Source organism: Pseudoalteromonas sp. TAE56 (assembly GCF_000497955.1).
GTDB lineage: Bacteria > Pseudomonadota > Gammaproteobacteria > Enterobacterales > Alteromonadaceae > Pseudoalteromonas.
In genome coordinates, this window is record NZ_AUTN01000059.1 from 39,713 (window position 1) to 60,007 (window position 20,295).

Annotated in this window: 22 protein-coding genes; 16 read left to right on the plus strand and 6 right to left on the minus strand. The window is 38.1% G+C overall.

Annotated elements, in window-relative coordinates; translation table 11 throughout:
* Window positions 1-486: 486 nt before the first annotated feature.
* From ltrA to L656_RS1000000123420, 4 genes are all read left to right on the plus strand, one after another.
* Window positions 487-1,761, plus strand: a complete 1,275-nt coding sequence (gene ltrA, locus L656_RS0103115; protein WP_024598172.1) for a group II intron reverse transcriptase/maturase — start codon at window positions 487-489, stop codon at window positions 1,759-1,761.
* Window positions 1,762-1,992: 231 nt separating this feature from the next.
* A complete protein-coding gene (asd, locus tag L656_RS0103120; RefSeq protein WP_024598173.1) occupies window positions 1,993-3,132 on the plus strand; it encodes an aspartate-semialdehyde dehydrogenase in 1,140 nt (379 codons plus the stop codon).
* A gap of 339 nt (window positions 3,133-3,471) precedes the next feature.
* Complete coding sequence (locus tag L656_RS1000000123415; RefSeq protein ID WP_241763415.1) at window positions 3,472-4,173, plus strand: hypothetical protein; 702 nt, start codon at window positions 3,472-3,474, stop codon at window positions 4,171-4,173.
* Window positions 4,174-4,214: 41 nt separating this feature from the next.
* The gene (locus tag L656_RS1000000123420) at window positions 4,215-5,360 is read left to right on the plus strand and encodes a putative bifunctional diguanylate cyclase/phosphodiesterase (protein ID WP_241763416.1); all 1,146 of its coding nucleotides are present in this window, start codon (window positions 4,215-4,217) and stop codon (window positions 5,358-5,360) included.
* A gap of 233 nt (window positions 5,361-5,593) precedes the next feature.
* Here L656_RS1000000123420 and L656_RS0103130 read toward each other — a convergent pair whose 3' ends face one another.
* Window positions 5,594-6,769, minus strand: a complete 1,176-nt coding sequence (locus L656_RS0103130; RefSeq protein ID WP_024598174.1) for a GGDEF domain-containing protein — start codon at window positions 6,767-6,769, stop codon at window positions 5,594-5,596.
* A gap of 489 nt (window positions 6,770-7,258) precedes the next feature.
* Here L656_RS0103130 and L656_RS0103140 point away from each other — a divergent pair, with 489 nt between their 5' ends.
* The gene (locus L656_RS0103140; RefSeq protein ID WP_024598175.1) at window positions 7,259-8,383 is read left to right on the plus strand and encodes a DUF748 domain-containing protein; all 1,125 of its coding nucleotides are present in this window, start codon (window positions 7,259-7,261) and stop codon (window positions 8,381-8,383) included.
* An 87-nt stretch (window positions 8,384-8,470) separates the two neighbouring features.
* Here L656_RS0103140 and L656_RS0103145 read toward each other — a convergent pair whose 3' ends face one another.
* Window positions 8,471-9,280, minus strand: coding sequence for an ion transporter (locus L656_RS0103145; protein ID WP_007583228.1), 810 nt, complete (start codon window positions 9,278-9,280; stop codon window positions 8,471-8,473).
* Between the two features lie 100 nt (window positions 9,281-9,380).
* On the opposite strand from L656_RS0103145, the gene L656_RS0103150 reads away from it, so the two are divergent.
* The 5 genes from L656_RS0103150 (at window position 9,381) to L656_RS0103170 (ending at window position 11,577) form a co-directional block, all read left to right on the plus strand.
* Window positions 9,381-9,593 (plus strand): hypothetical protein, encoded by a 213-nt coding sequence (locus tag L656_RS0103150; RefSeq protein WP_024598176.1) that lies wholly within the window; start codon window positions 9,381-9,383, stop codon window positions 9,591-9,593.
* Between the two features lie 15 nt (window positions 9,594-9,608).
* Window positions 9,609-9,890, plus strand: coding sequence for a hypothetical protein (locus L656_RS0103155; protein WP_007583225.1), 282 nt, complete (start codon window positions 9,609-9,611; stop codon window positions 9,888-9,890).
* 68 nt (window positions 9,891-9,958) lie between these two features.
* Window positions 9,959-10,150 (plus strand): YwbE family protein, encoded by a 192-nt coding sequence (locus L656_RS0103160; RefSeq protein ID WP_007583223.1) that lies wholly within the window; start codon window positions 9,959-9,961, stop codon window positions 10,148-10,150.
* Window positions 10,150-10,668, plus strand: coding sequence for a DUF4240 domain-containing protein (locus tag L656_RS0103165; RefSeq protein ID WP_024598177.1), 519 nt, complete (start codon window positions 10,150-10,152; stop codon window positions 10,666-10,668). Before L656_RS0103160 ends, L656_RS0103165 begins: the two co-directional genes overlap by 1 nt.
* A gap of 447 nt (window positions 10,669-11,115) precedes the next feature.
* Entirely contained in the window at window positions 11,116-11,577 is a 462-nt protein-coding gene (locus L656_RS0103170) for a hypothetical protein (protein ID WP_010552920.1), read from the plus strand.
* A gap of 20 nt (window positions 11,578-11,597) precedes the next feature.
* Here L656_RS0103170 and L656_RS0103175 read toward each other — a convergent pair whose 3' ends face one another.
* From L656_RS0103175 to L656_RS0103185, 3 genes are all read right to left on the minus strand, one after another.
* The gene (locus L656_RS0103175; RefSeq protein ID WP_024598178.1) at window positions 11,598-12,857 is read right to left on the minus strand and encodes a Y-family DNA polymerase; all 1,260 of its coding nucleotides are present in this window, start codon (window positions 12,855-12,857) and stop codon (window positions 11,598-11,600) included.
* Window positions 12,845-13,258 (minus strand): S24 family peptidase, encoded by a 414-nt coding sequence (locus L656_RS0103180; protein ID WP_004334808.1) that lies wholly within the window; start codon window positions 13,256-13,258, stop codon window positions 12,845-12,847. The genes L656_RS0103175 and L656_RS0103180 overlap by 13 nt, the downstream gene beginning before the upstream one ends.
* A gap of 81 nt (window positions 13,259-13,339) precedes the next feature.
* Window positions 13,340-13,759 carry a MarR family winged helix-turn-helix transcriptional regulator gene (locus L656_RS0103185; protein WP_024597583.1) on the minus strand — a complete coding sequence of 140 codons (420 nt, stop codon included), beginning with the start codon at window positions 13,757-13,759 and terminating at the stop codon, window positions 13,340-13,342.
* Window positions 13,760-13,963: 204 nt separating this feature from the next.
* On the opposite strand from L656_RS0103185, the gene L656_RS0103190 reads away from it, so the two are divergent.
* The 3 genes from L656_RS0103190 to L656_RS0103200 all read left to right on the plus strand — a co-directional run bounded on the left by L656_RS0103190 (window position 13,964) and on the right by L656_RS0103200 (window position 17,135).
* Window positions 13,964-14,707: a siderophore-interacting protein gene (locus tag L656_RS0103190; protein ID WP_024597584.1), complete on the plus strand. Its 744-nt coding sequence runs from the start codon at window positions 13,964-13,966 to the stop codon at window positions 14,705-14,707.
* Window positions 14,708-14,848: 141 nt separating this feature from the next.
* Window positions 14,849-15,838, plus strand: coding sequence for an LLM class flavin-dependent oxidoreductase (locus L656_RS0103195; protein ID WP_024597585.1), 990 nt, complete (start codon window positions 14,849-14,851; stop codon window positions 15,836-15,838).
* Window positions 15,839-16,121: 283 nt separating this feature from the next.
* Window positions 16,122-17,135 carry a patatin-like phospholipase family protein gene (locus tag L656_RS0103200; RefSeq protein ID WP_024598179.1) on the plus strand — a complete coding sequence of 338 codons (1,014 nt, stop codon included), beginning with the start codon at window positions 16,122-16,124 and terminating at the stop codon, window positions 17,133-17,135.
* 200 nt (window positions 17,136-17,335) lie between these two features.
* On the opposite strand, the gene L656_RS0103205 is transcribed toward L656_RS0103200, so the two are convergent.
* Window positions 17,336-17,767, minus strand: a complete 432-nt coding sequence (locus L656_RS0103205) for an Lrp/AsnC family transcriptional regulator (RefSeq protein WP_024598180.1) — start codon at window positions 17,765-17,767, stop codon at window positions 17,336-17,338.
* Between the two features lie 172 nt (window positions 17,768-17,939).
* Here L656_RS0103205 and L656_RS0103210 point away from each other — a divergent pair, with 172 nt between their 5' ends.
* From L656_RS0103210 to L656_RS0103220, 3 genes are all read left to right on the plus strand, one after another.
* Window positions 17,940-19,013, plus strand: a complete 1,074-nt coding sequence (locus L656_RS0103210) for an ornithine cyclodeaminase (protein ID WP_024598181.1) — start codon at window positions 17,940-17,942, stop codon at window positions 19,011-19,013.
* The gene (ctlX, locus tag L656_RS0103215) at window positions 19,010-19,921 is read left to right on the plus strand and encodes a citrulline utilization hydrolase CtlX (protein ID WP_024598182.1); all 912 of its coding nucleotides are present in this window, start codon (window positions 19,010-19,012) and stop codon (window positions 19,919-19,921) included. The genes L656_RS0103210 and ctlX overlap by 4 nt, the downstream gene beginning before the upstream one ends.
* Window positions 19,922-20,042: 121 nt before the next feature.
* Window positions 20,043-20,295, plus strand: a 253-nt coding sequence (locus L656_RS0103220; protein ID WP_024598183.1) for an alanine:cation symporter family protein, incomplete at its 3' end; no start/stop codon positions are given.

Here is a 20,295-nt window from a genome sequence, read left to right on the forward strand (position 1 = left end):
GGAGCCAGTGCAGTAACTGGGGAAGCCTGGCATCTAAACTTAGTGTAAATAAGTGGCCTAAACTCAAGGGGAAACCCAAGGTTTAACGTCGGTGTGAGGTGGCAGATGAACCCGTAGTAGTGAGTAAGGCTAGGCCGATGAAAGCCAGTAATGGTGTGGAGGACAAAACCAAGCCGACTATCAACAGAATGTTTGATAGGGTCAATTTTAATCAAAAGTTTTAATTGATTGCGAAGGGGGGAAGTATTCTTTAAGTGTATGAAAATCAGGAGTATCGACGTATAGGCTCACATGTATTTCGACGGAAATAGGCAAGAGATGACGGCTAAGCAGGAATGTGGACGCTGAGAACTGAAGGCCGAGCATGGGAGTAATGAGCGACCACTTAGGCAGATTGCCATTCGGCTAGCACACCTAATGTCCTCATGAAGAACACCACTATACATCAATGTGAAACGACAGACATACCGTAAGCAAAGGCAATTGATGACAGTTTACTACAGCTTGTATGGGCAATTATTAGATATTAATAACCTGTACAAGGGATTCAAAAAAGTGAAAGCAGCGAAAGGAGCGGCCGGAATAGATAGGCAGTCCATAGCCGCGTTCGCCTTGAATTTAGAAGAAAACTTGAAACAACTGCAAGGTGAACTGCAAAGCAAGCAGTATCGCGCACAGCCAGTCAAACGGATAGAAATACCGAAAGATGATGGTGGTGTGAGACTGCTGGGAATTCCAACAGTTCGCGACCGCATAGTACAACAAACACTATTGAACATTCTCCAACCGCTCTTCGACATCGACTTTCACCCATCAAGTTATGGGTACAGGCCGAAACGAAGTTGTCATGACGCCATCAGCAAAGCCACGGTATTTATTCGTAAATATCACCGTGAGTGGGTGGTTGATATGGATCTGTCGAAGTGTTTTGACCTGCTTGATCATGCTTTGATAATTAGCAGTGTTAGACGCAAAGTGACGGACAGTAGTATTTTAAAGCTGATTAATCAGTTCTTAAAAAGCGGGGTAATGATAGGCGAACACTGGGAGGCTAGTACGATAGGAAGCCCACAAGGTGGCGTAATTAGCCCGTTATTGGCGAATATCTACCTAGATGCTTTCGATCAAGAAATGAAAAAGCGTAATCACCGAATAGTGAGGTATGCAGATGATATCTTGATTTTGTGCAGCACAGAAAAAGCAGCGCAAGAAGCACTTAAGGCATCCACCCAAATACTAGAGCGAGACTTGAAATTAACCGTGAACCAAAAGAAAACCCATATTGCTCATAGCAGCAAAGGTGTGAAGTTTTTGGGAGTAGAGATCGGTAGCCAGTGGACACGGATACAAGCATCAAAACTCATCGTGTTTAAACAAAAAGTGAAGCAATTAACAAAACGTAACGGCGGCATAAATTTAGCAGAAGTAATAAAGCGGCTAAATCCAGTTGTGCGCGGTTTTGTAAATTATTTTAGTATAGCCAATTGTAAGCGAGAGCTAAAAGCCTTGGCAGGTTGGATCAGACGAAGACTAAGGGCAATACAGCTGAGGTTGTGGAAGAAGCCATCAAGGCTACATCGACGACTAAAGCAGTTAGGGAAAAAGCCACCGTTTAAGTTCATAAAGATGAACTCGTGGCGTAACTCACTAAGCCCTTTATCTTGTGTATCGATGCCAAACCAATGGTTTGAGGAGCTTGGTTTATATCCAATAGAAAAAGTGAATGCGGGATGGCTTGCTTTATCAGCGTTTAGGAAATAAGTTGATAAAATGTGAAGGGTACAGGAGCCGTATACGAGGTCCGTACGTACGGTTCTGTGAGAGGGATGAGGCATAAGCCTCACCCTACTCGATGTGTTTATGCTCAGTATGAAAAATATTTAAGTTCTGTTTTATTCACTAGTTTTAGCCGTCTACGAGTGTTAGTTTAGCGTTAATGAAAATTAAATCTCACGCAATGAATTTAATTTTTAATGTATTAAGGCATCTTTTATGAATCAAACAGTGGAACAAACAATGAAAAAAGTAGGATTAGTCGGTTGGCGTGGCATGGTTGGCTCTGTGTTATTAGAACGTATGCAGCAGCAAAGTGATTTTGCCCATATCGACACCACCTTTTTCACCACCTCACAAGCGGGTCAACTAGGCCCAGATATAGCAGGCGACGCAAAACCATTACTAGATGCAAGTGACATTAGCGAACTTGCTAAAATGGATATTATTGTTACTTGCCAAGGCGGTGACTACACCAATGCGGTATATCCAAAACTTCGAGAGTCGGGTTGGGATGGTTACTGGATTGATGCAGCTTCAGCGCTGCGTATGAGTGAGGACAGCATTATAATGCTTGATCCCGTAAACAAAGATGTTATTGAACAAGGCTTAGAGCAAGGCGTTAAAACCTTTGTGGGCGGTAACTGTACTGTATCGCTGATGCTACTTGCATTAGGTGGTTTATTTGAGCAAGACCTAATTGAATGGGTAAGCCCAATGACTTACCAAGCGGCGTCGGGCGCTGGTGCACGAAATATGAAAGAGCTTATTGCACAAATGGGCGCTATTCATGCAAGTGTTGCAGATAAACTAGATAACCCAAGCTCTGCTATTTTAGAAATTGATAAAATAGTAAGTGAAACAATGGCGTCAAAAGACTTACCACAAGACCAATTTGGTGTGCCATTAGCGGGCAGTTTAATCCCGTGGATTGACGTACCTATGCCAAGCGGTCAGTCTAAAGAAGAATGGAAAGCGCAAGTTGAAGCGAACAAAATTTTAGGTTCTTCAAAGCAACCAGTGCCTATTGACGGTTTATGTGTACGTATTGGCGCTATGCGTTGTCATTCACAAGCGATGACCATTAAATTACGTGAAGATATTAGCGTAGAAAAAATTGAAGAAATTTTAGCGTCTCATAACGAGTGGGTTAAGGTTATTCCTAACGAGCGTGAAATTAGCGCAACAGACTTAACACCCGTTAAAGTAACAGGCACTTTAACAATTCCTGTTGGCCGTATTCGTAAATTAGCGATGGGGCCAAAATACATCAGCGCATTTACAGTAGGCGATCAGCTTTTGTGGGGAGCGGCAGAGCCACTTCGTCGTATGCTACGCATAATTGTTGATGGTGAGTAATACCAATTCGCAATAATACTTAATCAATTTGAGGGGTTAAATCTGACGCTAACTACGTTAAATATTTCTGATATAGAACAACTAAATAACGAAATCTTTGCCTTGTTATCGACACGATTTTTCTTCCCTCAAAATAGATCACTTAATTAAGCGAATTGGTATAATATATAATTAGTATTAACAAAAGGGGTTGGCAATTTGCCAGCCCTTTTTAGTTTAATGGCTTATAAAACCGCTTAAGAGGCTTAAACAATACTTTTTTATGAATGTTCACTGTTGTTTATTATTGAACTTAAGTAAACTGTTTACATTGTGCAACAGCCTATTCAAGTAACATTAATGACCTCTCATATAAATAACTTTGCCAATAAGCGATTAGCATTTGTTAGCTCCTATTTTAGTTCTGCAATTGCTATAAACACGGTTGTTTCTTGTTTTCTTATTTTTAGCAGTATTAACCACAGCGCCTCGCAAGAAAAAATTTACTGGCTTTTTACGTTATCATTTATTTCATTACTTCGAATAGCCAGCCATGTATTTGTTAACAACACCCATGCTTTTAAATATCATCTGTATTTTATAGGTTTATTATTAACAGCCGTAACTTGGGCTGCTTTCCCCATTTTGTTTTATGAAAATATGCCAATGCAGGAGAAGTTTGTATCACTCGTTGTTTTTAGCTCCCTTGCTGGTGGCGGTGTAAATGTTTTAGCTTCTGATATTCGTTCCTCCTTGTCGTATATAACCTGTTTACTGGTTCCTTTTAGTATTTTATTACTTTTACAGCCTATTGAAGATGAGAATGTACTAGGTATTTTAGGGCTCGTTTTATGGTTTATTTTGTGTTTTGTTACCGCTGTACGTTCTGCTAAAGATGTAAAGTCATCAATTAATGATGAACTTAAGTTAGATCAATTTATTGAAAACTTAGAAAACGAAGTGCAACTTCGTACCGAACAAATAATCCTTTTAGAGCAAAAAGATAATTTAACTAAATTGTTTAACAGGGGAGCTTTGTTTCTAATGTTGAACTTGATTTAGCCAATCAAAATGATGATATTAAAGCCGTTTTATTTTTAGATATGGATGACTTTAAAATCATCAACGATAAATACGGTCACGATTTTGGTGACTTTGTTCTGGCCCAAACAGGTAAACGATTAGTTGAAACACAAACTCAGGGCGATTTTATTGCTTGTCGTTGGGGAGGGGATGAGTTTATTTTTTATTCTCGTAGTAACACCGAAGACGAACTTTTTGACTGTGTTTTTAGATTAGTTAAAACTTTAACGAAAACAGTAAGCATGGATAGCTATCAAGTAAACCCTTCTTTTAAGGTTGGGCTGTATTTTACGCGTGAAAACTTTAATCTTGAAGACGCGATTAAATACGCTGATGTTGCTATGTATGAAGGTAAGAAAAGCCGTAATGAAATATCGGTATTTGACGAGCGAATGCATGAATCGCTTAAAAGAGAAGAAGTACTTCGCAGCTCAATTAAAGAGTGCGTAGAAAAAGGTGACTTTCATCTGTGTTATCAACCTATTGTTGATATAAGTACAAATGAAATAACCACGTTTGAAGTACTACTTCGTTGGCAGTTTAATGATGAATTTATTCCCCCTTCAGAATTTATAGATATTGCAGAGCGATATGGGAAAATTAATATATTAGGTGAATTTGTACTAGAGCAAGCCATCGCGAGTTTAAGTAAGTTAAACGCTGTGAATAGTAAGATTGGATTGTCGATTAATGTGTCGGTGTTGCAACTAGAAAACCATAATTTTTTAGATTTTTTAGTTGCTCTTCTAAATAGATATGCTGTTAAACCATACAATGTGCATTTAGAAATAACAGAAACAGTGATGATTAAAAATTTACCGTATTTGTCAAAAGTGATTACGGCCATAAAAAATACCGGTGTGCGTATCTCTATTGATGATTTTGGTACTGGGTTTTCTTCTATATCGGTTTTAAAAGAGCTATCAGTTGATTACATTAAAATAGATAAATCTTATATTGATAATATTTGTGAGTGCTCAAAAGACAAAAGTATTGTATCTGCGGTAACTAACATGTCGCATATGATTGGTTGCCAAGTAATAGCGGAGGGCGTAGAAAACCCCGCTCAGCTAACGTTATTACAAAGCTTACAAATTGATAAGTATCAAGGTTTTATATTCAGTAAACCAGTTAGATTTGCCGATGCGCTTAAACTTATTAGTTAGAGCGCTGGCTTTTCAGGCACAAAGTTTGTTTTATCTAGGTTCGATTTAAGCGTGCCGTGCGTTTCTGGCTCGCTGCGAGCGGTAACTTCTTTTGTGTTATTCTATTAGCTTACATTCATATGAAAATAACTTAAAACGGAGCAGTCCGCCTCGTTTTTTTAATGCTATTTGCCTAAAGATGCTGCCGAAAATTCAACCTAAAAAGATAGGTAGGCCTTAGTAATAATGAACTTTTATTGACTTAATTCGCTTATATGAACTACCTGATTACGCCCTCCATTTTTAGCATGATAGAGTGCTTTATCTGCCTCATTTATTGCGCTTTCAATTGCGCTTTCAATTGCGGTTTTATTGCATTTAATATTTATTACGCCAAAACTTGCCGTAACATTAATTATTTTATCATTAAAATGAATCGGACTACTGGCGAGTGCGTTTCTTAGTTTTTCGGGGAATGCTTTAGCTGTAGGCTCGTCGTTACGTGCTATTAATAAGGTAAATTCTTCGCCACCAATTCGGCCAAACAAATCATCTGGATTTATGCAGTCTTGCATTATTTTCGCCGCTTCTACTAACACCACATCACCTCCTGCATGTCCAAACTCATCGTTTATTTTTTTAAATTTATCTATATCCCAATAAATTAAGCTTACGTACTTATAATTATTAAGTTTATCTTTTAGTTGCTCTTGGCTTTTATTATAAAACCCACGCCTATTTAAGCAGCCCGTAAGTACATCAGTCATTGCAAGATGGTTCATTTTTTCGGCTAAATCAGACGCCATTATGAATATCATAAATACGGCCATGCCGACATGAGCAGCAGGGACAGTCATAAAATTAATTAATGTATATAGCGCTATATATTCTTCATTCACTTGGCTGCCTTGCAGTAATGCTATGCTTGCTGCAACAAATAAAAGTAATCCACATAGCGAATAAGTGATACTAGCGCCTATTTCAGCAGGGAGTGATTTTTGCTTATGCCTGAAAATAATAACCGCACTTAGTATCAGTAAGATCACATCGTAATACACATACAACGACATAAATAAGCCAACATGCACATTTATGACTGTAAAATAATAAACAGCAGCAAGAGTTACTATTGCCGAGATGATTAAATAGCGAATTTTTATACTCGAATTTACCCTAATGCAATGCCCCCATGTACCAAGTAGCACAGAGCCTACTGAGAAGCTGCTTCCTAACATCCAATATAGTGTATGAGAGTCAAATAATGGTTCTGCTAATATTGTTGCCCATTGGCATGCCGAGAGTGCGAATGCGATTGTCCAAAGCATGGCATATTGCTTTTTACCTAACGTAAACCACGACATTAAAAATATGACAGACCAAATAACACTGGTTAAAAATAGGGTAACTAATATATAAAAAACAGGGTTCATGTATTTTTATTCTTGTTTGCGTTAATTTTACTTTAGTAGATGAAAGCGGTTTATTCGGATCAATGCAGGTTATTAGTTGGCAAAACTATAGATAGATAAGCATGGGAATCACTTCATTAAGCGGTGTATTTGAATAGTGGTATATCCTTTGCTGTAGTGATTGTAGTTTAAAGTTTTAAGCTTATATGGCTTTGCTCTATCTGTAATTTTATACCTAACAGGTACTTAAGTTACAAATATTAGTAATTTTTACACGTTTATTTATGTACTTAATTAAAAAGTTTAACTAATTAGAGCCTGTTTATCTTTCGAGGTTAAATGTGCAGCTGTACGTTTGGTTTTTAGGCAAGGTTGAGTCTATGTTGTGTGGTTGTTCTTCATAAATAGGCGATAACGCAGCATTAATGCCAAACATACGCAGCCCCTAAATAGAACAAATTTTAATCCTTAAAGGTCAATAGGCCCTGGTTTTTAGCAAAGGAAGTTAGAATGCATTTTTCATTTACAACATTTCACGCCAAATATTTTAAAGGTGTAATAGCGCTGATTGTATTGCTTATATTAATGCGAATAGCTGCGCCTTATGTAGTTCAATACTACGTAAATTATCAGCTAAAACATACGCAAGGTGTTACGGGGCATGTTGGTGATGTAGATTTGTTTTTATATCGCGGTGCCTATGCAATTGACGACGTTGAAATTTACGCTGTTGATGCAACTTCAGCTCCGAAGCCTTTACTGAGTATTCAAACTCTTGATTTTTCACTCGCGTGGTCAGCCCTTTTAAAGGGCAATTTAGTAACAAACATGGCCTTTACGCGTCCTGAAATAGTTATTTACGATAAAGACCCCAATGCTTCTGAGCAAAATAAACAAGTAAAAGACGAAACTACCTGGGTAGGGCTCGCCAATAATTTAGTACTGTTCTCTATTGATACCTTAACAATTGAGCAAGGCAAATTAACTTTAGTTAACTCAACTAATAGTGGTGAAAAACCCACTTTTATATCAAATATTAACGCTCGAATTGAAAATATAACCAACGCGCAGAACCTATCAAAAACACTAGTGACTACTCTAAGCGTAGAAGGTGCATTAATGGGGGAGGCCGGATTAAAGCTTGATGGCAAATTAGATCCCTTTAGCAAACAAGCCAATTTTGATTTTAACGCAGAGGTACAGCGTTTCTCTGTTAAAAACCTCGATACTGTATTTAAGGTATACACGCCTTTTGATATTGAAGCGGGTGGCATTGATGGCGCTATGGAACTTGTAGCTAAAGACAATAACTTAAATGGTTATGTAAAAGCGGGCGTTCAAAACTTGAGTGTGTTCTCGTGGCGCGAAGATATAGAAAAAGATGACGACGGCATATTTACGGCCATATTTGAAGGCAGTGTTGATTTACTGGGCTCTATACTCGAAAACGATGAGTCAAAACTTGTTGCTGCACGTATTCCTATAGAGGGACAACTAGATAATACGGATGTTTCGACTTTTCAAGCTGTGATTTCGGTATTAGAAAACGCATTTTTTGATGCGTTTAAAATGAAAGTAGATAACGTTATTTCTTTTGAAGATACGGATGAAAAACCTGATAACGAGGAAAATTAAAGCTCTTTGGTAATTCTATTTCAATTAGATCTTTAAATTGCACCCACTTTTTAAACTTTAAGTGGGTGCTTTAGTACTCTTATCAGATTAGTTTTTGCGGTTACTCAATAGCTCTTTAAGCTCAGCAATTTGGGATTGTAGTTCGTTTACTTGCCCTTGCGTTGCAGGTAATGAGCTGTCGTCTGCGAGCTCTTCTCGCGCTTTGCGGTGCTCCTCACTCATAACTTCTAAAATGGCACCTACCATCATATTTAAAAATACAAATGCGGTTAAAAATATAAACGTAAGGTAATAAATCCAGCTTAATTCGTACACCGCCATTGTTTCGTACATTATGTCGGTCCAATCTTCAAATGTTGCCACCCTAAACAAGGTAAGCATTGAGATTGATACGTCTTGCCAAAGTACGGGGTTTATTTCCGCAAACATCATGCTGCCCATTGCAGCGTATATATAAAAAATAACAAACATTAATAGGGCTATATAACCCATTTGTGGAATGGCTTTAAGCAATGAATTAACTAATAAGCGCAGCTCTGGGATCATCGATACCAATCGCAGTACTCTAAATATGCGAAGTAGACGAGCAATTAACATAGTAGAGCCAGCAGCAGGATATAAACTGCCCAATACTATGATGGTGTCGAATATGTTCCATCCTTTAGAAAAAAAGTGTTTTATGCCTTTACTTGCAATAAAGCGTATTACTAGTTCAATTAAAAAGAATGCGGTAATGCCAACGTCCATCCAATTTAGAGCAAGCTCTACGGTAGGATGTAATGAGTAAGTGTGCGCACCTACTGTCAGGGCAGAAACAATAATTACAGCTATAACAAATGATTGAAATATCTTGCTTTTGTCTATACGCTGAAACAACTTTTGTAACTGCGACATCATAGAAATAGATCCTTTGGAGATTAAGATTTTATGGCGCTAATATACAATAATATTGTAATAATTTAACGCTTTTTCGATATAGAAAGTGTAAGGAAATTTAATGTTTATCAATAAACTAAAAAGTAGCGCATTACTTATTGTTGGATTATGTGTTTTAGCTGGTTGTAGCTCTGACGCGCGTTTTCATGAAGTTCAATCGGCGCGCCTTGATGAGTGTAACTATAAAGCCGACAAAGAATATTACGAATGCCTAGATAAACAATACTCTAACTACGAAGAGTTTAAAAAACAGCAACAAGCCCAGACTAAATAAGTAACCTTTATATTTATGACTAAAACTCAAAAGCAGCGCGATAAGCACATTAGACTAGCACTTACTAATGCATGCGAGGCAATAAAAGAAAGCGTAATTGGTTTTGATTATCTAACGCATACCATTGATTTAAATAACGAGGCTAATACGTTAAAAGTACAGTGCTATTTTAATGATGATATAGCCCTTGAAAGTGCAAAACCGCAACTTAACGAATTAACAAATATAATACTCAAAGAGCTTACGAGTATTAAGTTGAACGCAAAACCAGCACATATTTCATTTTCCGCCAATTAACAGAGCTTTTGTTGGTTTGATAGCACATGGACGTTATAATTAGATAAATTATTTTTAGGGTTTAAATTATGGCTGTTCCTACGCGTTCGCAAATTTCACCAGGTACCACAGTAAATATTGTATTAAAAGAAGATCAACGCAGCGGCACATTAACTGAGGGTGTTGTTGAGCGCCTTTTAACAAAATCACCCAATCACCCACACGGTATTAAAGTACGTTTAGAAGATGGTCAAGTTGGCCGAGTAAAAGAGATTTTATAATGGCAGCGTTAACAGAACAGGCTTTTTGGGAATTAGTAACAACGCCTGATTTAGGGCTCGATCCGCAAAGTGTGAGCGATAACCTAAAAACTAAACTTAATGATTTAAGCGATCAACACCTTATTGATTTTGATAAGCATTTTGGCATACATATGCGCAAGTGTTTTACCTGGGATTTGTTTGGTGCCGCTTTTGTTATGGCTGGATGTAACGACGATTACGGTTTTAGCGAATTTAGATGTTGGTTAATTTCTCGTGGGAAAACAGTATTTGAAAACGCTTTAGAAAATGCTGATTCGTTAGCGCAGTGTACACCTGTTTATTACTTAAACGAGCAGCCTTATCCGTACATTGATGAGTATGATTTAATAGCCGGTTTATTATTTGAAGAACGCAGCGAAGACGAATTACCGTTTATCCCATCTGGCAGTGATGAACCTAAAGGTAAACGTTTTAAAGACAAACCTAAGTTTTTAAAGCAAAGCTACCCTTTATTATTTGCAAAGTACTGGCAATAAAATAAATACCAATTCGTATAACGAGTTAAACAATCTAATGAGTTCAATTTACCCTTACAATTAAGCGCATTGGTATAAATCGTTTTGTTGTTTAAGTACGTATTAAATAAAGTGCTTAACAACAAAATGGTTTGTAATGAGTATCTAGGGCATGTTTACCTTTGGTAGTTGAATTTGTTCAATCCAAGAAGGATTTAATCGCGGCGCGAGATTTGTAAACTAGTGGGCTCGACAACTGCTCCTGCGTTATTCTAATGGCTTACATCCATGTAAGAATAATAAAAACCGAGCAAAGCTTCCGCGTCCTACTCACGGGCTTGCTCCTGTAATACGACTTCTCTCCTTTTATAGTAAATCTCTGTTATAGTTGTTAAAAGTTATAAAAGCTAAGTGATTAGGCATTTTGCTATTATTTAACACGCTGACTCACGAGGATATACCCACGAAATGAAATATTTAACACTCGCTTTATTAACTGTCGCTTTTACAAGTGCAAATGCTTTTTCTGAGCCGAGCAATAAAACACGATTTATACCGTTTTTAAAGTCAAAATTGGGGGCATACGAAGTTGTGTCGACCAATTCAGGGTTATGCGTTAATAGCGATTTGAGTTTAACAGACGAAAGTGATTTAAGTGCAGGTTTTAAACTTGGAGAGCAAATTGTATTTGGATCGCTCCACAATGGTACTCGCACTATTAAAAAACCAAACTTTTGTTTTATAACCAGTACGCTTAAATACAAAAGTGATGGCCTTGAAAACGGTTTAAGAATGAGCCGTTGTGAAAACCCTGCAAACGAAAAAACAATCAGTCAAAGTATCAAATTTTTAGCTGATAACACACTAAAATACACGTTAAGCGAACCTAGTGTAGAGTGCACATTTAAAAAAGCAGACGAGAGCAAATAAAGCATCTACTAAGTAGTAAATCATTCGCAGTATATTTTAGGAATATCGCGCCAACGTGTAGTGTACTGCGGCGATAAAAAATCACGGTTCATGTGCCATCGGTCATTTAATTTACTGCTTGCAAGGCTTAGCATCCCTTTTCCGTATCGATTATTGATTGTATCTAGGCATTGCATAAGCTTTGGATTATCAGGGCTTTTATTAAATAAGTCATTTTGCTGAAACTGTTCTGATATTAGCTCTACCGCACCCACACCACATTTATAAAACCGTATACCGGGTTGGTAAATCTTATTAAATACCTCAGATACAGCATTAGCCATCACGCAGGTGTCGTTAGTGGGTGAGGGGAACTTATACACAAAAGACTTTTTATAATATCTATTTTCGTGCGCGCCACTGGCTGCAAAAATATAAAGCTGGTGAGTGAGCGAGTGTTGCGCTCTTAATTTATTAGCCACTGTAGTTACATGGTTAATTAGCGCTGTTTTAAGTGCTGTTGGCTCACATATGCGCTCTCCAAAACTACGGGTTGAATAAATCTCCCGCTTATCTTGTCGTACATCATCCCAGTTTAAACATGTTATCCCGTTAAGCTCGCTTACTGTGCGTTCAACAACCACACTAAATGCACGGCGCATTGCTCTAGGGTTTTGCTGAGCAAGATCCCAGGCGGTGTGTATATTCATTATTTTAAGTTTTTTAGCTAGCCGGCGGCCTATTCCCCACACATCTTCGCAGCTCATTCTTTGTAAAATAGCTTGGCGAGTTTGTTCGCTATTTATTACTGCAACACCATTAAAACCACTGAGCTTTTTAGCGGCATGGTTAGCGGCTTTTGCTAAAGTAGGGGTCGGGCCAAAACCTACACCTACAGGAAGCTTTGTTTCGCGCCATACTGTGCGCCTTATTGTATGACCGTATTCATGCCAGTCTTTAATTAATGATGTGTAGCCATCAAAGTGCAAAAACGATTCATCAATACTGTATATGTGCTGTGTATCGCAAAAGCGAGCGATGATATTCATCATTTTGTCGCTTAAATCAGCATAAAGCTCGTAATTGCTAGAGCGAATAACAACGTTGTTTTGCTCAAGTAAATGCTTAACTTTAAAGTACGGGCCAAATTTAGGAATATTTAAGCGCCGAGCAATAGGGCAAATAGCGCATACACAGCCATCGTTATTGGTAAGTACAACCACGGGTTTTGATCGAATAGCAGGGTCGAATACTTTTTCGGCGCTGGCATAAAACGACACAGCATCAACTAAGGCATACATTTTAGTAACTCTGGGCTTTGCCTGTGCATTCTTATTGATAGCGTTACTACGCCTTCGAGCTGAAACTCGTCTGCAGAGGTTAGTTGTACAGGCTTATGTAAAGAAGAAGCTGAAAGCAGCCGCGCATTGGTTTTATCAAGCAGCTTGCATACAAAAAGACCATTTAAGTTAGCAACAATAACGTCACCATTTTCTGCAGGCTCTGCACGGTCGATAACTAATAAGTCCCCTTCAAAAATTCCGACTTCTTGCATAGAGTTACCCGATGCTAGGCCAATAAAGGTAGCATTTGGGTGCTTTATTAAAAGCTCATCAAGGGTTACACCTAGCTCGGTGTACTGCGCTGCGGGCGATTCAAAACCACACACGCCTGCTTCTATATAAATGGGAATGACAAACATAACACAACCTAAAACGCATATACTGTATAAGTGTACAGTATATGCGTTTTGTGTAAGTTATGCCAAGAAATGTATAACCGATCAATCCATATTTTTGATCATTTGCTGTGCGATATCTAAAAAGTCTTTGATTTGCTGAGGTTTTAAGTTTTTACACATTTGATTATTTATTTTCTGCTCTGAGGCTAATAACTTATCAAAAAGAACTTTGCCTTGCTCTGTGAGCGACAAAATAAAGCAGCGCTTATCGTGCTCACTTGCCTGTTTATTTATTAAATTTAAGCCAATAAGATCTTTAATTAAACGTGCTATTTGCGCTTTGTCGCGCTGCGTTTTAGTAACAATATCGTTAGCCGTACAGTTATTTACGTTCGCGATAATATGTATGCAGCGTACGTGCATAGCATTTATACCAAGTTCGCCTGCGTTAATTGCTTCACGAATTGTGACGCGGTAATTTTGCATCAATTCAAACAGCGTATTTGATAAAGGTGTATTCATAAAACTCTCAATGTAGTTGACAAAGTCAATTAACTTGTTATAGTTGATTTTATCAACCAATGGGGCGTTGTGCAATGTCTGCTTTTATAGCAGCTAATTATTATACCAATCTGCTTATATATGGGGTTTATTTAATTTGTTAAATTGATCAAAGATTTATGCAAGTTGGTATTAAAGTCCAAGTTTTGTAAAACGAGGTAATGCATGGGTAAACAAATTCGCAAAGCTAACATATTAAGTACGCAGCAAATCACACCACACCTACAACGCATTGTTGTAGGCTCTGATGATTTTAACGACTTAACCTCACAGCACATTGGTAACTATGTAAAAGTACTGATCCCAAAAAATGGTGAAGTAGATTTTAACTTAAAAACAGCGTGTATGCGATCTTACACAATAAGGCATGTAGATGCACAAACAGGCGCGTTAACACTGGATTTTGTTATAAATATGCACCAAGGTCCGGCAACTGACTGGGCTAAAATTGCAAAAGTAGGTGATGAGGTAGGTATTGCAGGCCCAGGCCCTAAAAAGCTAGATAATTATGGGCATTCGCATTATGTGTTGCTAGGGGATTTAACATCGGTAAATGCAATAAAGGGGTATGCGCAGCAATTACCTTTAACTTCAAAAATTGATGCTTTTGTACATGCGCCCACTGAGCAAGACATTATTGATTTAGAAACAAGCCGCGATATTAATTGGCTTGTTACCGACAACGCTGACGAAGTGCTACTAAGCGCGCTTCAAAATTTGCACATTACAGCAGAGCCTCCCATTGTATTTATGGCATTGGAAGCTGGGCTTGTGCGTAAAGCAAAGACATTGTTAACAGAGCAATTTAATATACCACGCGGTAATATTGTTTCCTCAGGGTATTGGAAAAAAGGCGTGGATTCAGAAGGCTATAAAAAGCTGCGCCAACGTGATGCACAGCTTGCTTGAATACCTTAGAGCAAAATAACATATACCTATTTTGCTCTAATACCACTGCGTAACTTGAATTGACCTAATAGAAGACCCATTTAAGTGTTTTATGCTAGTGATGTAATACATTGTTAGCATGCATTTTTAGGAGCTGCTATTTTGTTAAATTCCATTCCTTTTTCGTTATTAGAACTTGCCCCCATGATCAAAGGGGACAGCGTTACTAACACTCTTCATAAAAGTACTAAATACGCTCAACGTGCAGATGAGCTTGGCTTTAACCGTTTTTGGCTTGCTGAGCATCATAATATGCCAGGTATAATTTGTGCGGCCACTTCAATTTTGGTTGGTCACATTGCAGGTAATACCAAAAAGATACGCGTTGGGTCAGGCGGTATTATGCTGCCAAACCACTCCCCATTAGTTGTTGCTGAACAATTTGGTACATTAGAGAGCTTATATCCAGGGCGAATAGATTTAGGGCTAGGGCGTGCCCCAGGTAGCGATCCTGTAACGAGTCGTGCATTAAACAACGATATGAGCCGCGCAGAAAATTTCCCAGGTGAGGTAACTGAACTGCAAACATTGTTAGGTCCTTACAATGGTACGCACCTTATACGTGCTATACCGGGGGAGGACACAAACGTTCCGATTTGGTTATTAGGCTCGAGTTTATTTAGCGCGCAACTAGCGGCGCAAAAAGGGTTACCGTATGTATTTGCAGGGCATTTTGCACCGCGCTTTGTGCACGATGCAATAGCGTTGTATAAGCGCGAATTTAAAGCATCAAGCGTACTTGATAAGCCATACGTAATGCTTGCACTGCCTTTAGTGGCTGCAGATACCGACGATGAAGCGCAATATTTATCGACTACTTCTAAGCAACGTGTACTCGAACTTATACGCGGTAATGAGCTGTGGCTAAAACCGCCTGTTGAAAGCATGGACGGGTTGTGGAGCGAACAAGAACGCGCTCATGTAGAGAACTTTTTAAGTCTAAGCGTAGTAGGCGGACATGTAAGTATTAAACACAAGTTAGAGATGATAGCTAAACAGCTAGAAGTGGATGAGTTTATATTTACCAATGATGTATTCGATAGTGAAAAACGCCACCGTGCACTCGAAATTTTAATGGAAATAAAACACTAAAATATAGTTAGTTAAGCAAGCGTACACTCTGGGCTTGTTAATATACAGACATCATCAAAAGTTAAACTTTTTTAACTCATTTTATTAACTTTAAGTGATGTCTGTATTTGTTATTTAAATATTCAAAGTAAATTTGATTGCTATTTTTAGTAAATATTTTGCTTTATATACCGTTCTGTTTTTTCAATTGAACTGATTTAAACAATCAATTTTAAGATATCACTTTTGTTTTTTATAATGTAGCTATTAAACCAGACATCATAAAATTAAAGGCAGGTACACCGTGAACTCTCTAAACACCGCAACAGCTAATTCAGTTAACAAAACAGCGCAGCCAAAAGTTGCTCTGATTGCTGAAGGTGGCGGGCAGCGAGGGATATTCACAGCTGGCGTACTTGATGCTTGGTTAGAGCAAAGCTATGACCCTTTTGATTTATTCATTGGTACTTCAGCGGGTTCGCAAAACTTAACTAGCTACTTAGCGCGCCAAAAAGGCTACGCTAAACGCCTGATCAGAGGGCTTTCGCGTAATAAGCGTTTTTTTCAGCTTGGTCGTGGATTAGTGGGTAAGCATATAGTTGATTTAGATTGGTACTTTGACAAAACCACTGAAGTAAACAGAGCTATAGATTTCAAAACAGCGAAAACTAGTTTAGGTGAGCGTGAACTACTTATAACAGCCACAAATGCACGAGATAGAAAAGCTTATTACTTATCGCCTACAGGTGATAGTGGTCAATGGCGTGATCTGTTAAAGGCTTCTAGCGCACTTCCGTTTTTATACAAACAAGGTGTAAAGTTAACACCTTGGTTAAACGCAAAAGCAGCGAATGAAACACATATTGTTGAAGAGCAAGCACAGAGCGATTTTTATCTAGACGGCGGTTTAGCCGCTCCACTCCCCGTGCGTGAGGCTTACAACCGAGGTGCTCGTAAAATTGTTGTAATAAGAACGGTTGACGCTAATTTTCAAGCGCAATCTGCATGGGTGCAAAAGCTAAGAACATTTGCTATAGCATCAGGCTATTGTCCAAAAACATTGGACTACTTGATACAGCACGAGAAAGCGTATTTAGATGAGCTTGAGTTTATTGCAAATCCACCAAGTGATGTGGAAATAATACAAATTTTTGCAGACGAAAAACTACATAGCAAATTATTAGGTAGTTCAAATAACGATTTACGTTTTGATCATAAATTAGGCTTAGCTGCAGGTCGCTCTTATTTAGCGCAGCAAAGCCAATTTGAGATCAGCAATACGCATAACTACTCACAAAGCGAGTATCGTTACAATTAAGCAAATTGGATACCCAAATCATGAATAATACTGCGACTTAAAGTTGCAGTAATATTTATTTAAATGCCTTTTATTTAAATGACACCCACCCTAATTTGTACATTTATTGACCCCTGGATTCTAATTGGAAGTGCCTTGTGAATACTTAAAACATTATAAATGGGTGTCATTTAAGTATTCTTTTAAATATTAAAAATAACTTAAGTTGATGAGAGTAATATGCTCGTTTCACTATTTAAAATACCGTCTATTTCTCTTACTTGCCTAAGTACGCCATCAAACTCACTTAAATTCGCGGCCTGTATCTCTGCTACCAAATCCCAAGCACCATTGGTAGTGTGCAATTTTGTAAGTTCGGGTATACCACGCATAGTTTTAATAACTTGAGAAGTTGATTTACCAATCACTTCCACCATCATAATTGCACGAACGGCTTCGGTTTCTATGTGTTCATGCACTCTTATAGTAAACCCCAAAATAGCGCCTGAACTCACTAATCGATCTAATCTATTTTGCACTGTCCCGCGTGATACATTTAAAGAACCGGCTAAAGCTGAAACCGAAGCGCGGCCGTCTTTTCGTAATTCAGCTATTAAAGCATTATCAAGAGAGTCATAAATATAAGGAGTCATAAATCAAACCTTTAAAAGAAGTTACTGACCAAAATACATAAATTGTACATAACTGCATAGCAAAATGATAAAAATTAGTACTATTTGTGTAATTAATTGCCATATTAAATAGCATGAAGCCTCGCTAAACTTGTTTTAAATTAACTAATACATTTATTCAAGAGGTTTTATCATGAGTCATTTTATAGCACAGCCAAAACAAGGCGTTCCATTTGTTAGCGTTCAGGCAATGGTTAAGCTTATAAATAGCTTAGGGGTCGAAAACGTTTTGCTAGATCTAACACATAAATTAGAAACCGACTTTGCCCGTTGGACTGAGTTTGATAAGTCACCTCGCTATGCAGCACACTCACCAGAGGGTGTAATAGAGCTAATGCCAGTGAGTGATGGCCAAATGTTCAGCTGTAAATATGTAAACGGTCACCCAAAAAACACCTTTCGAGAACTTCAAACAGTCGCTGCATTTGGTATTTTAGCCGATGTAGATAGTGGTTATCCGGTAATGATCAGCGAAATGTGCCTACTAACAGCGCTACGTACAGCGGCTACATCGGCGCTGGTGGCTAAGTATTTAGCACCAAAAAACTCAACAACACTTACATTAATTGGTAATGGGGCACAGTCTGAGTTTCAGGCACTGGCATTTAAAGCTGTATTGGGCATAACACATATTCGTTTATACGATATAGATGCAAACGCGTCTAAAAAAGCATTTACTAATTTAAGTGCTTACGGGTTAAACGTAACTATTTGTAATAGCGCACAGGAAGCTGTGCAAGGTGCGCACGTTATTACAACCTGCACTGCCGATAAAACCAATGCTACAATTTTAACAAACGACATGATCCCACAAGGTGTGCACATTAATGCCATAGGTGGCGATTGCCCAGGTAAAACAGAGTTAGATGCTAAATTACTCGAGCGCGCTAATGTATTTGTAGAGTACGAGCCACAAACTCGAATAGAGGGCGAAATACAACAAATGAGTGAAAGCTTTGTTGTAACTGAGTTTCATAAAGTCGTTAATAAGCAATCGCTTGGCCGTACTAGCCAAGACGAATTAACTATTTTTGATGGTGTAGGCTTTGCGAGCGAAGACTTTACAGCGCTTGTATTTATACGCGATCAACTTATTAAAAGCGGTGAATTTACATTGCTCGATTTAATTACACAGCAAGCCGATCCGCGCAACTTGTTTTCGGTACTTAATACAGAGCAAACATCAGCACAAGAGCACGTAGCATGAGCCACGTAAATCAAGCTCCGAGTGCGGTTGTTATGGTACGTCCGCATCACTTTACGTCTAACCCACAAACAATGCTCGACAATGCATTTCAAAGTGAATGCTTAGCACCAAATCAAAGTGAACAAGCATATAGCGAAGTCACAAATGCAGTAAAATTATTAAAAAATGAAGGGGTAAAAGTTCACCTTTTTGAAGATGAGCAAACACACACTCCCGATTCAGTTTTTCCTAACAATTGGTTTTCAACTCATCAAAGTGGGGAATTAATAATCTACCCAATGTTTGTAGAAAACAGAAGGTTAGAATATCGAAAAGATATTATTGATTTTTTAACGGATCACTATAAAGTGACGGTTGTGACTGATTATGCGCATTTAGCGAAAGAAAATTCATTCCTAGAAGGCACTGGTTCACTGGTTATCGATCATCAAAATAAACTCGCTTACGCGGTAGAATCAAAAAGAACTACCAAGTCGGTGGTTAATACAATATGTGAGCAATTAAAACTATCACCCATAGTGTTTAACGCATATGACGAGCAAGGAACTGCGGTTTATCACACTAATGTTTTAATGTGTATTGCTACAAAATTTGTAATGATCAGTTTAAATATGGTGCCAATTGAACAACATGCACAGTTAGCTAAACATTTTTTGAAAAGCCATCATCAAGTTATCGATTTAACGCTTGAGCAAATTAATAACTTTTGTGGCAATGCTATTGAACTACAAGGTAAAAATGGTCGTATTTTAGCCTTATCGCAAACTGCGTTTAATGCACTTACACCGGCACAAATAACAGTTATACAAAAAACGGCTAAGCTTGTGCCATTACCTATACCTACTATTGAGTCGGCTGGTGGCTCAGTTAGGTGCATGATTGCAGGAGTTCATTTGCAAAATAAATAATGTATAGTTTTAAGGCAGCTTAGCTGCCTTATTTACATTAAATTTTTAGTCGATGTCGCAAGCAAAAGCCGTTATACCCAAAAAAGGGTATTAATATAAAAAATATAAGAAGGAATTAGCAATGTTCGATACCGTCGTCAAAAGCGTAAACAACCTTTTGTGGGGAGAAGGCCAGGTACTTATTTATATACTCTTGTTTACGGGGGGATGGTTTTCAGTACGACTAAAAGCAATTCAAATACTTAAATTTAAACATATGTTTAGCCTTTTAAAAGGCAGTAGCAAATGTAAAAAAGACGACATTTCATCATTTCAAGCGTTGTGTACAGGGCTTTGTGCACGGGTAGGTACCGGTAATTTAGCCGGTGTGGCGG

Excerpts from the sequence above, each read along its gene's own strand:
- ltrA (WP_024598172.1), top strand. The coding sequence starts at position 487 with ATGACAGTTTACTACAGCTTGTATGGGCAATTATTAGATATTAATAAC.
- asd (WP_024598173.1), top strand. The coding sequence starts at position 1,993 with ATGAATCAAACAGTGGAACAAACAATGAAAAAAGTAGGATTAGTCGGT.
- L656_RS1000000123415 (WP_241763415.1), top strand. The coding sequence starts at position 3,472 with ATGACCTCTCATATAAATAACTTTGCCAATAAGCGATTAGCATTTGTT.
- L656_RS1000000123420 (WP_241763416.1), top strand. The coding sequence starts at position 4,215 with ATGGATGACTTTAAAATCATCAACGATAAATACGGTCACGATTTTGGT.
- L656_RS0103130 (WP_024598174.1), bottom strand. The coding sequence starts at position 6,769 with ATGAACCCTGTTTTTTATATATTAGTTACCCTATTTTTAACCAGTGTT.
- L656_RS0103140 (WP_024598175.1), top strand. The coding sequence starts at position 7,259 with ATGCATTTTTCATTTACAACATTTCACGCCAAATATTTTAAAGGTGTA.
- L656_RS0103145 (WP_007583228.1), bottom strand. The coding sequence starts at position 9,280 with ATGATGTCGCAGTTACAAAAGTTGTTTCAGCGTATAGACAAAAGCAAG.
- L656_RS0103150 (WP_024598176.1), top strand. The coding sequence starts at position 9,381 with ATGTTTATCAATAAACTAAAAAGTAGCGCATTACTTATTGTTGGATTA.
- L656_RS0103155 (WP_007583225.1), top strand. The coding sequence starts at position 9,609 with ATGACTAAAACTCAAAAGCAGCGCGATAAGCACATTAGACTAGCACTT.
- L656_RS0103160 (WP_007583223.1), top strand. The coding sequence starts at position 9,959 with ATGGCTGTTCCTACGCGTTCGCAAATTTCACCAGGTACCACAGTAAAT.
- L656_RS0103165 (WP_024598177.1), top strand. The coding sequence starts at position 10,150 with ATGGCAGCGTTAACAGAACAGGCTTTTTGGGAATTAGTAACAACGCCT.
- L656_RS0103170 (WP_010552920.1), top strand. The coding sequence starts at position 11,116 with ATGAAATATTTAACACTCGCTTTATTAACTGTCGCTTTTACAAGTGCA.
- L656_RS0103175 (WP_024598178.1), bottom strand. The coding sequence starts at position 12,857 with ATGTATGCCTTAGTTGATGCTGTGTCGTTTTATGCCAGCGCCGAAAAA.
- L656_RS0103180 (WP_004334808.1), bottom strand. The coding sequence starts at position 13,258 with ATGTTTGTCATTCCCATTTATATAGAAGCAGGCGTGTGTGGTTTTGAA.
- L656_RS0103185 (WP_024597583.1), bottom strand. The coding sequence starts at position 13,759 with ATGAATACACCTTTATCAAATACGCTGTTTGAATTGATGCAAAATTAC.
- L656_RS0103190 (WP_024597584.1), top strand. The coding sequence starts at position 13,964 with ATGGGTAAACAAATTCGCAAAGCTAACATATTAAGTACGCAGCAAATC.
- L656_RS0103205 (WP_024598180.1), bottom strand. The coding sequence starts at position 17,767 with ATGACTCCTTATATTTATGACTCTCTTGATAATGCTTTAATAGCTGAA.
- L656_RS0103210 (WP_024598181.1), top strand. The coding sequence starts at position 17,940 with ATGAGTCATTTTATAGCACAGCCAAAACAAGGCGTTCCATTTGTTAGC.
- ctlX (WP_024598182.1), top strand. The coding sequence starts at position 19,010 with ATGAGCCACGTAAATCAAGCTCCGAGTGCGGTTGTTATGGTACGTCCG.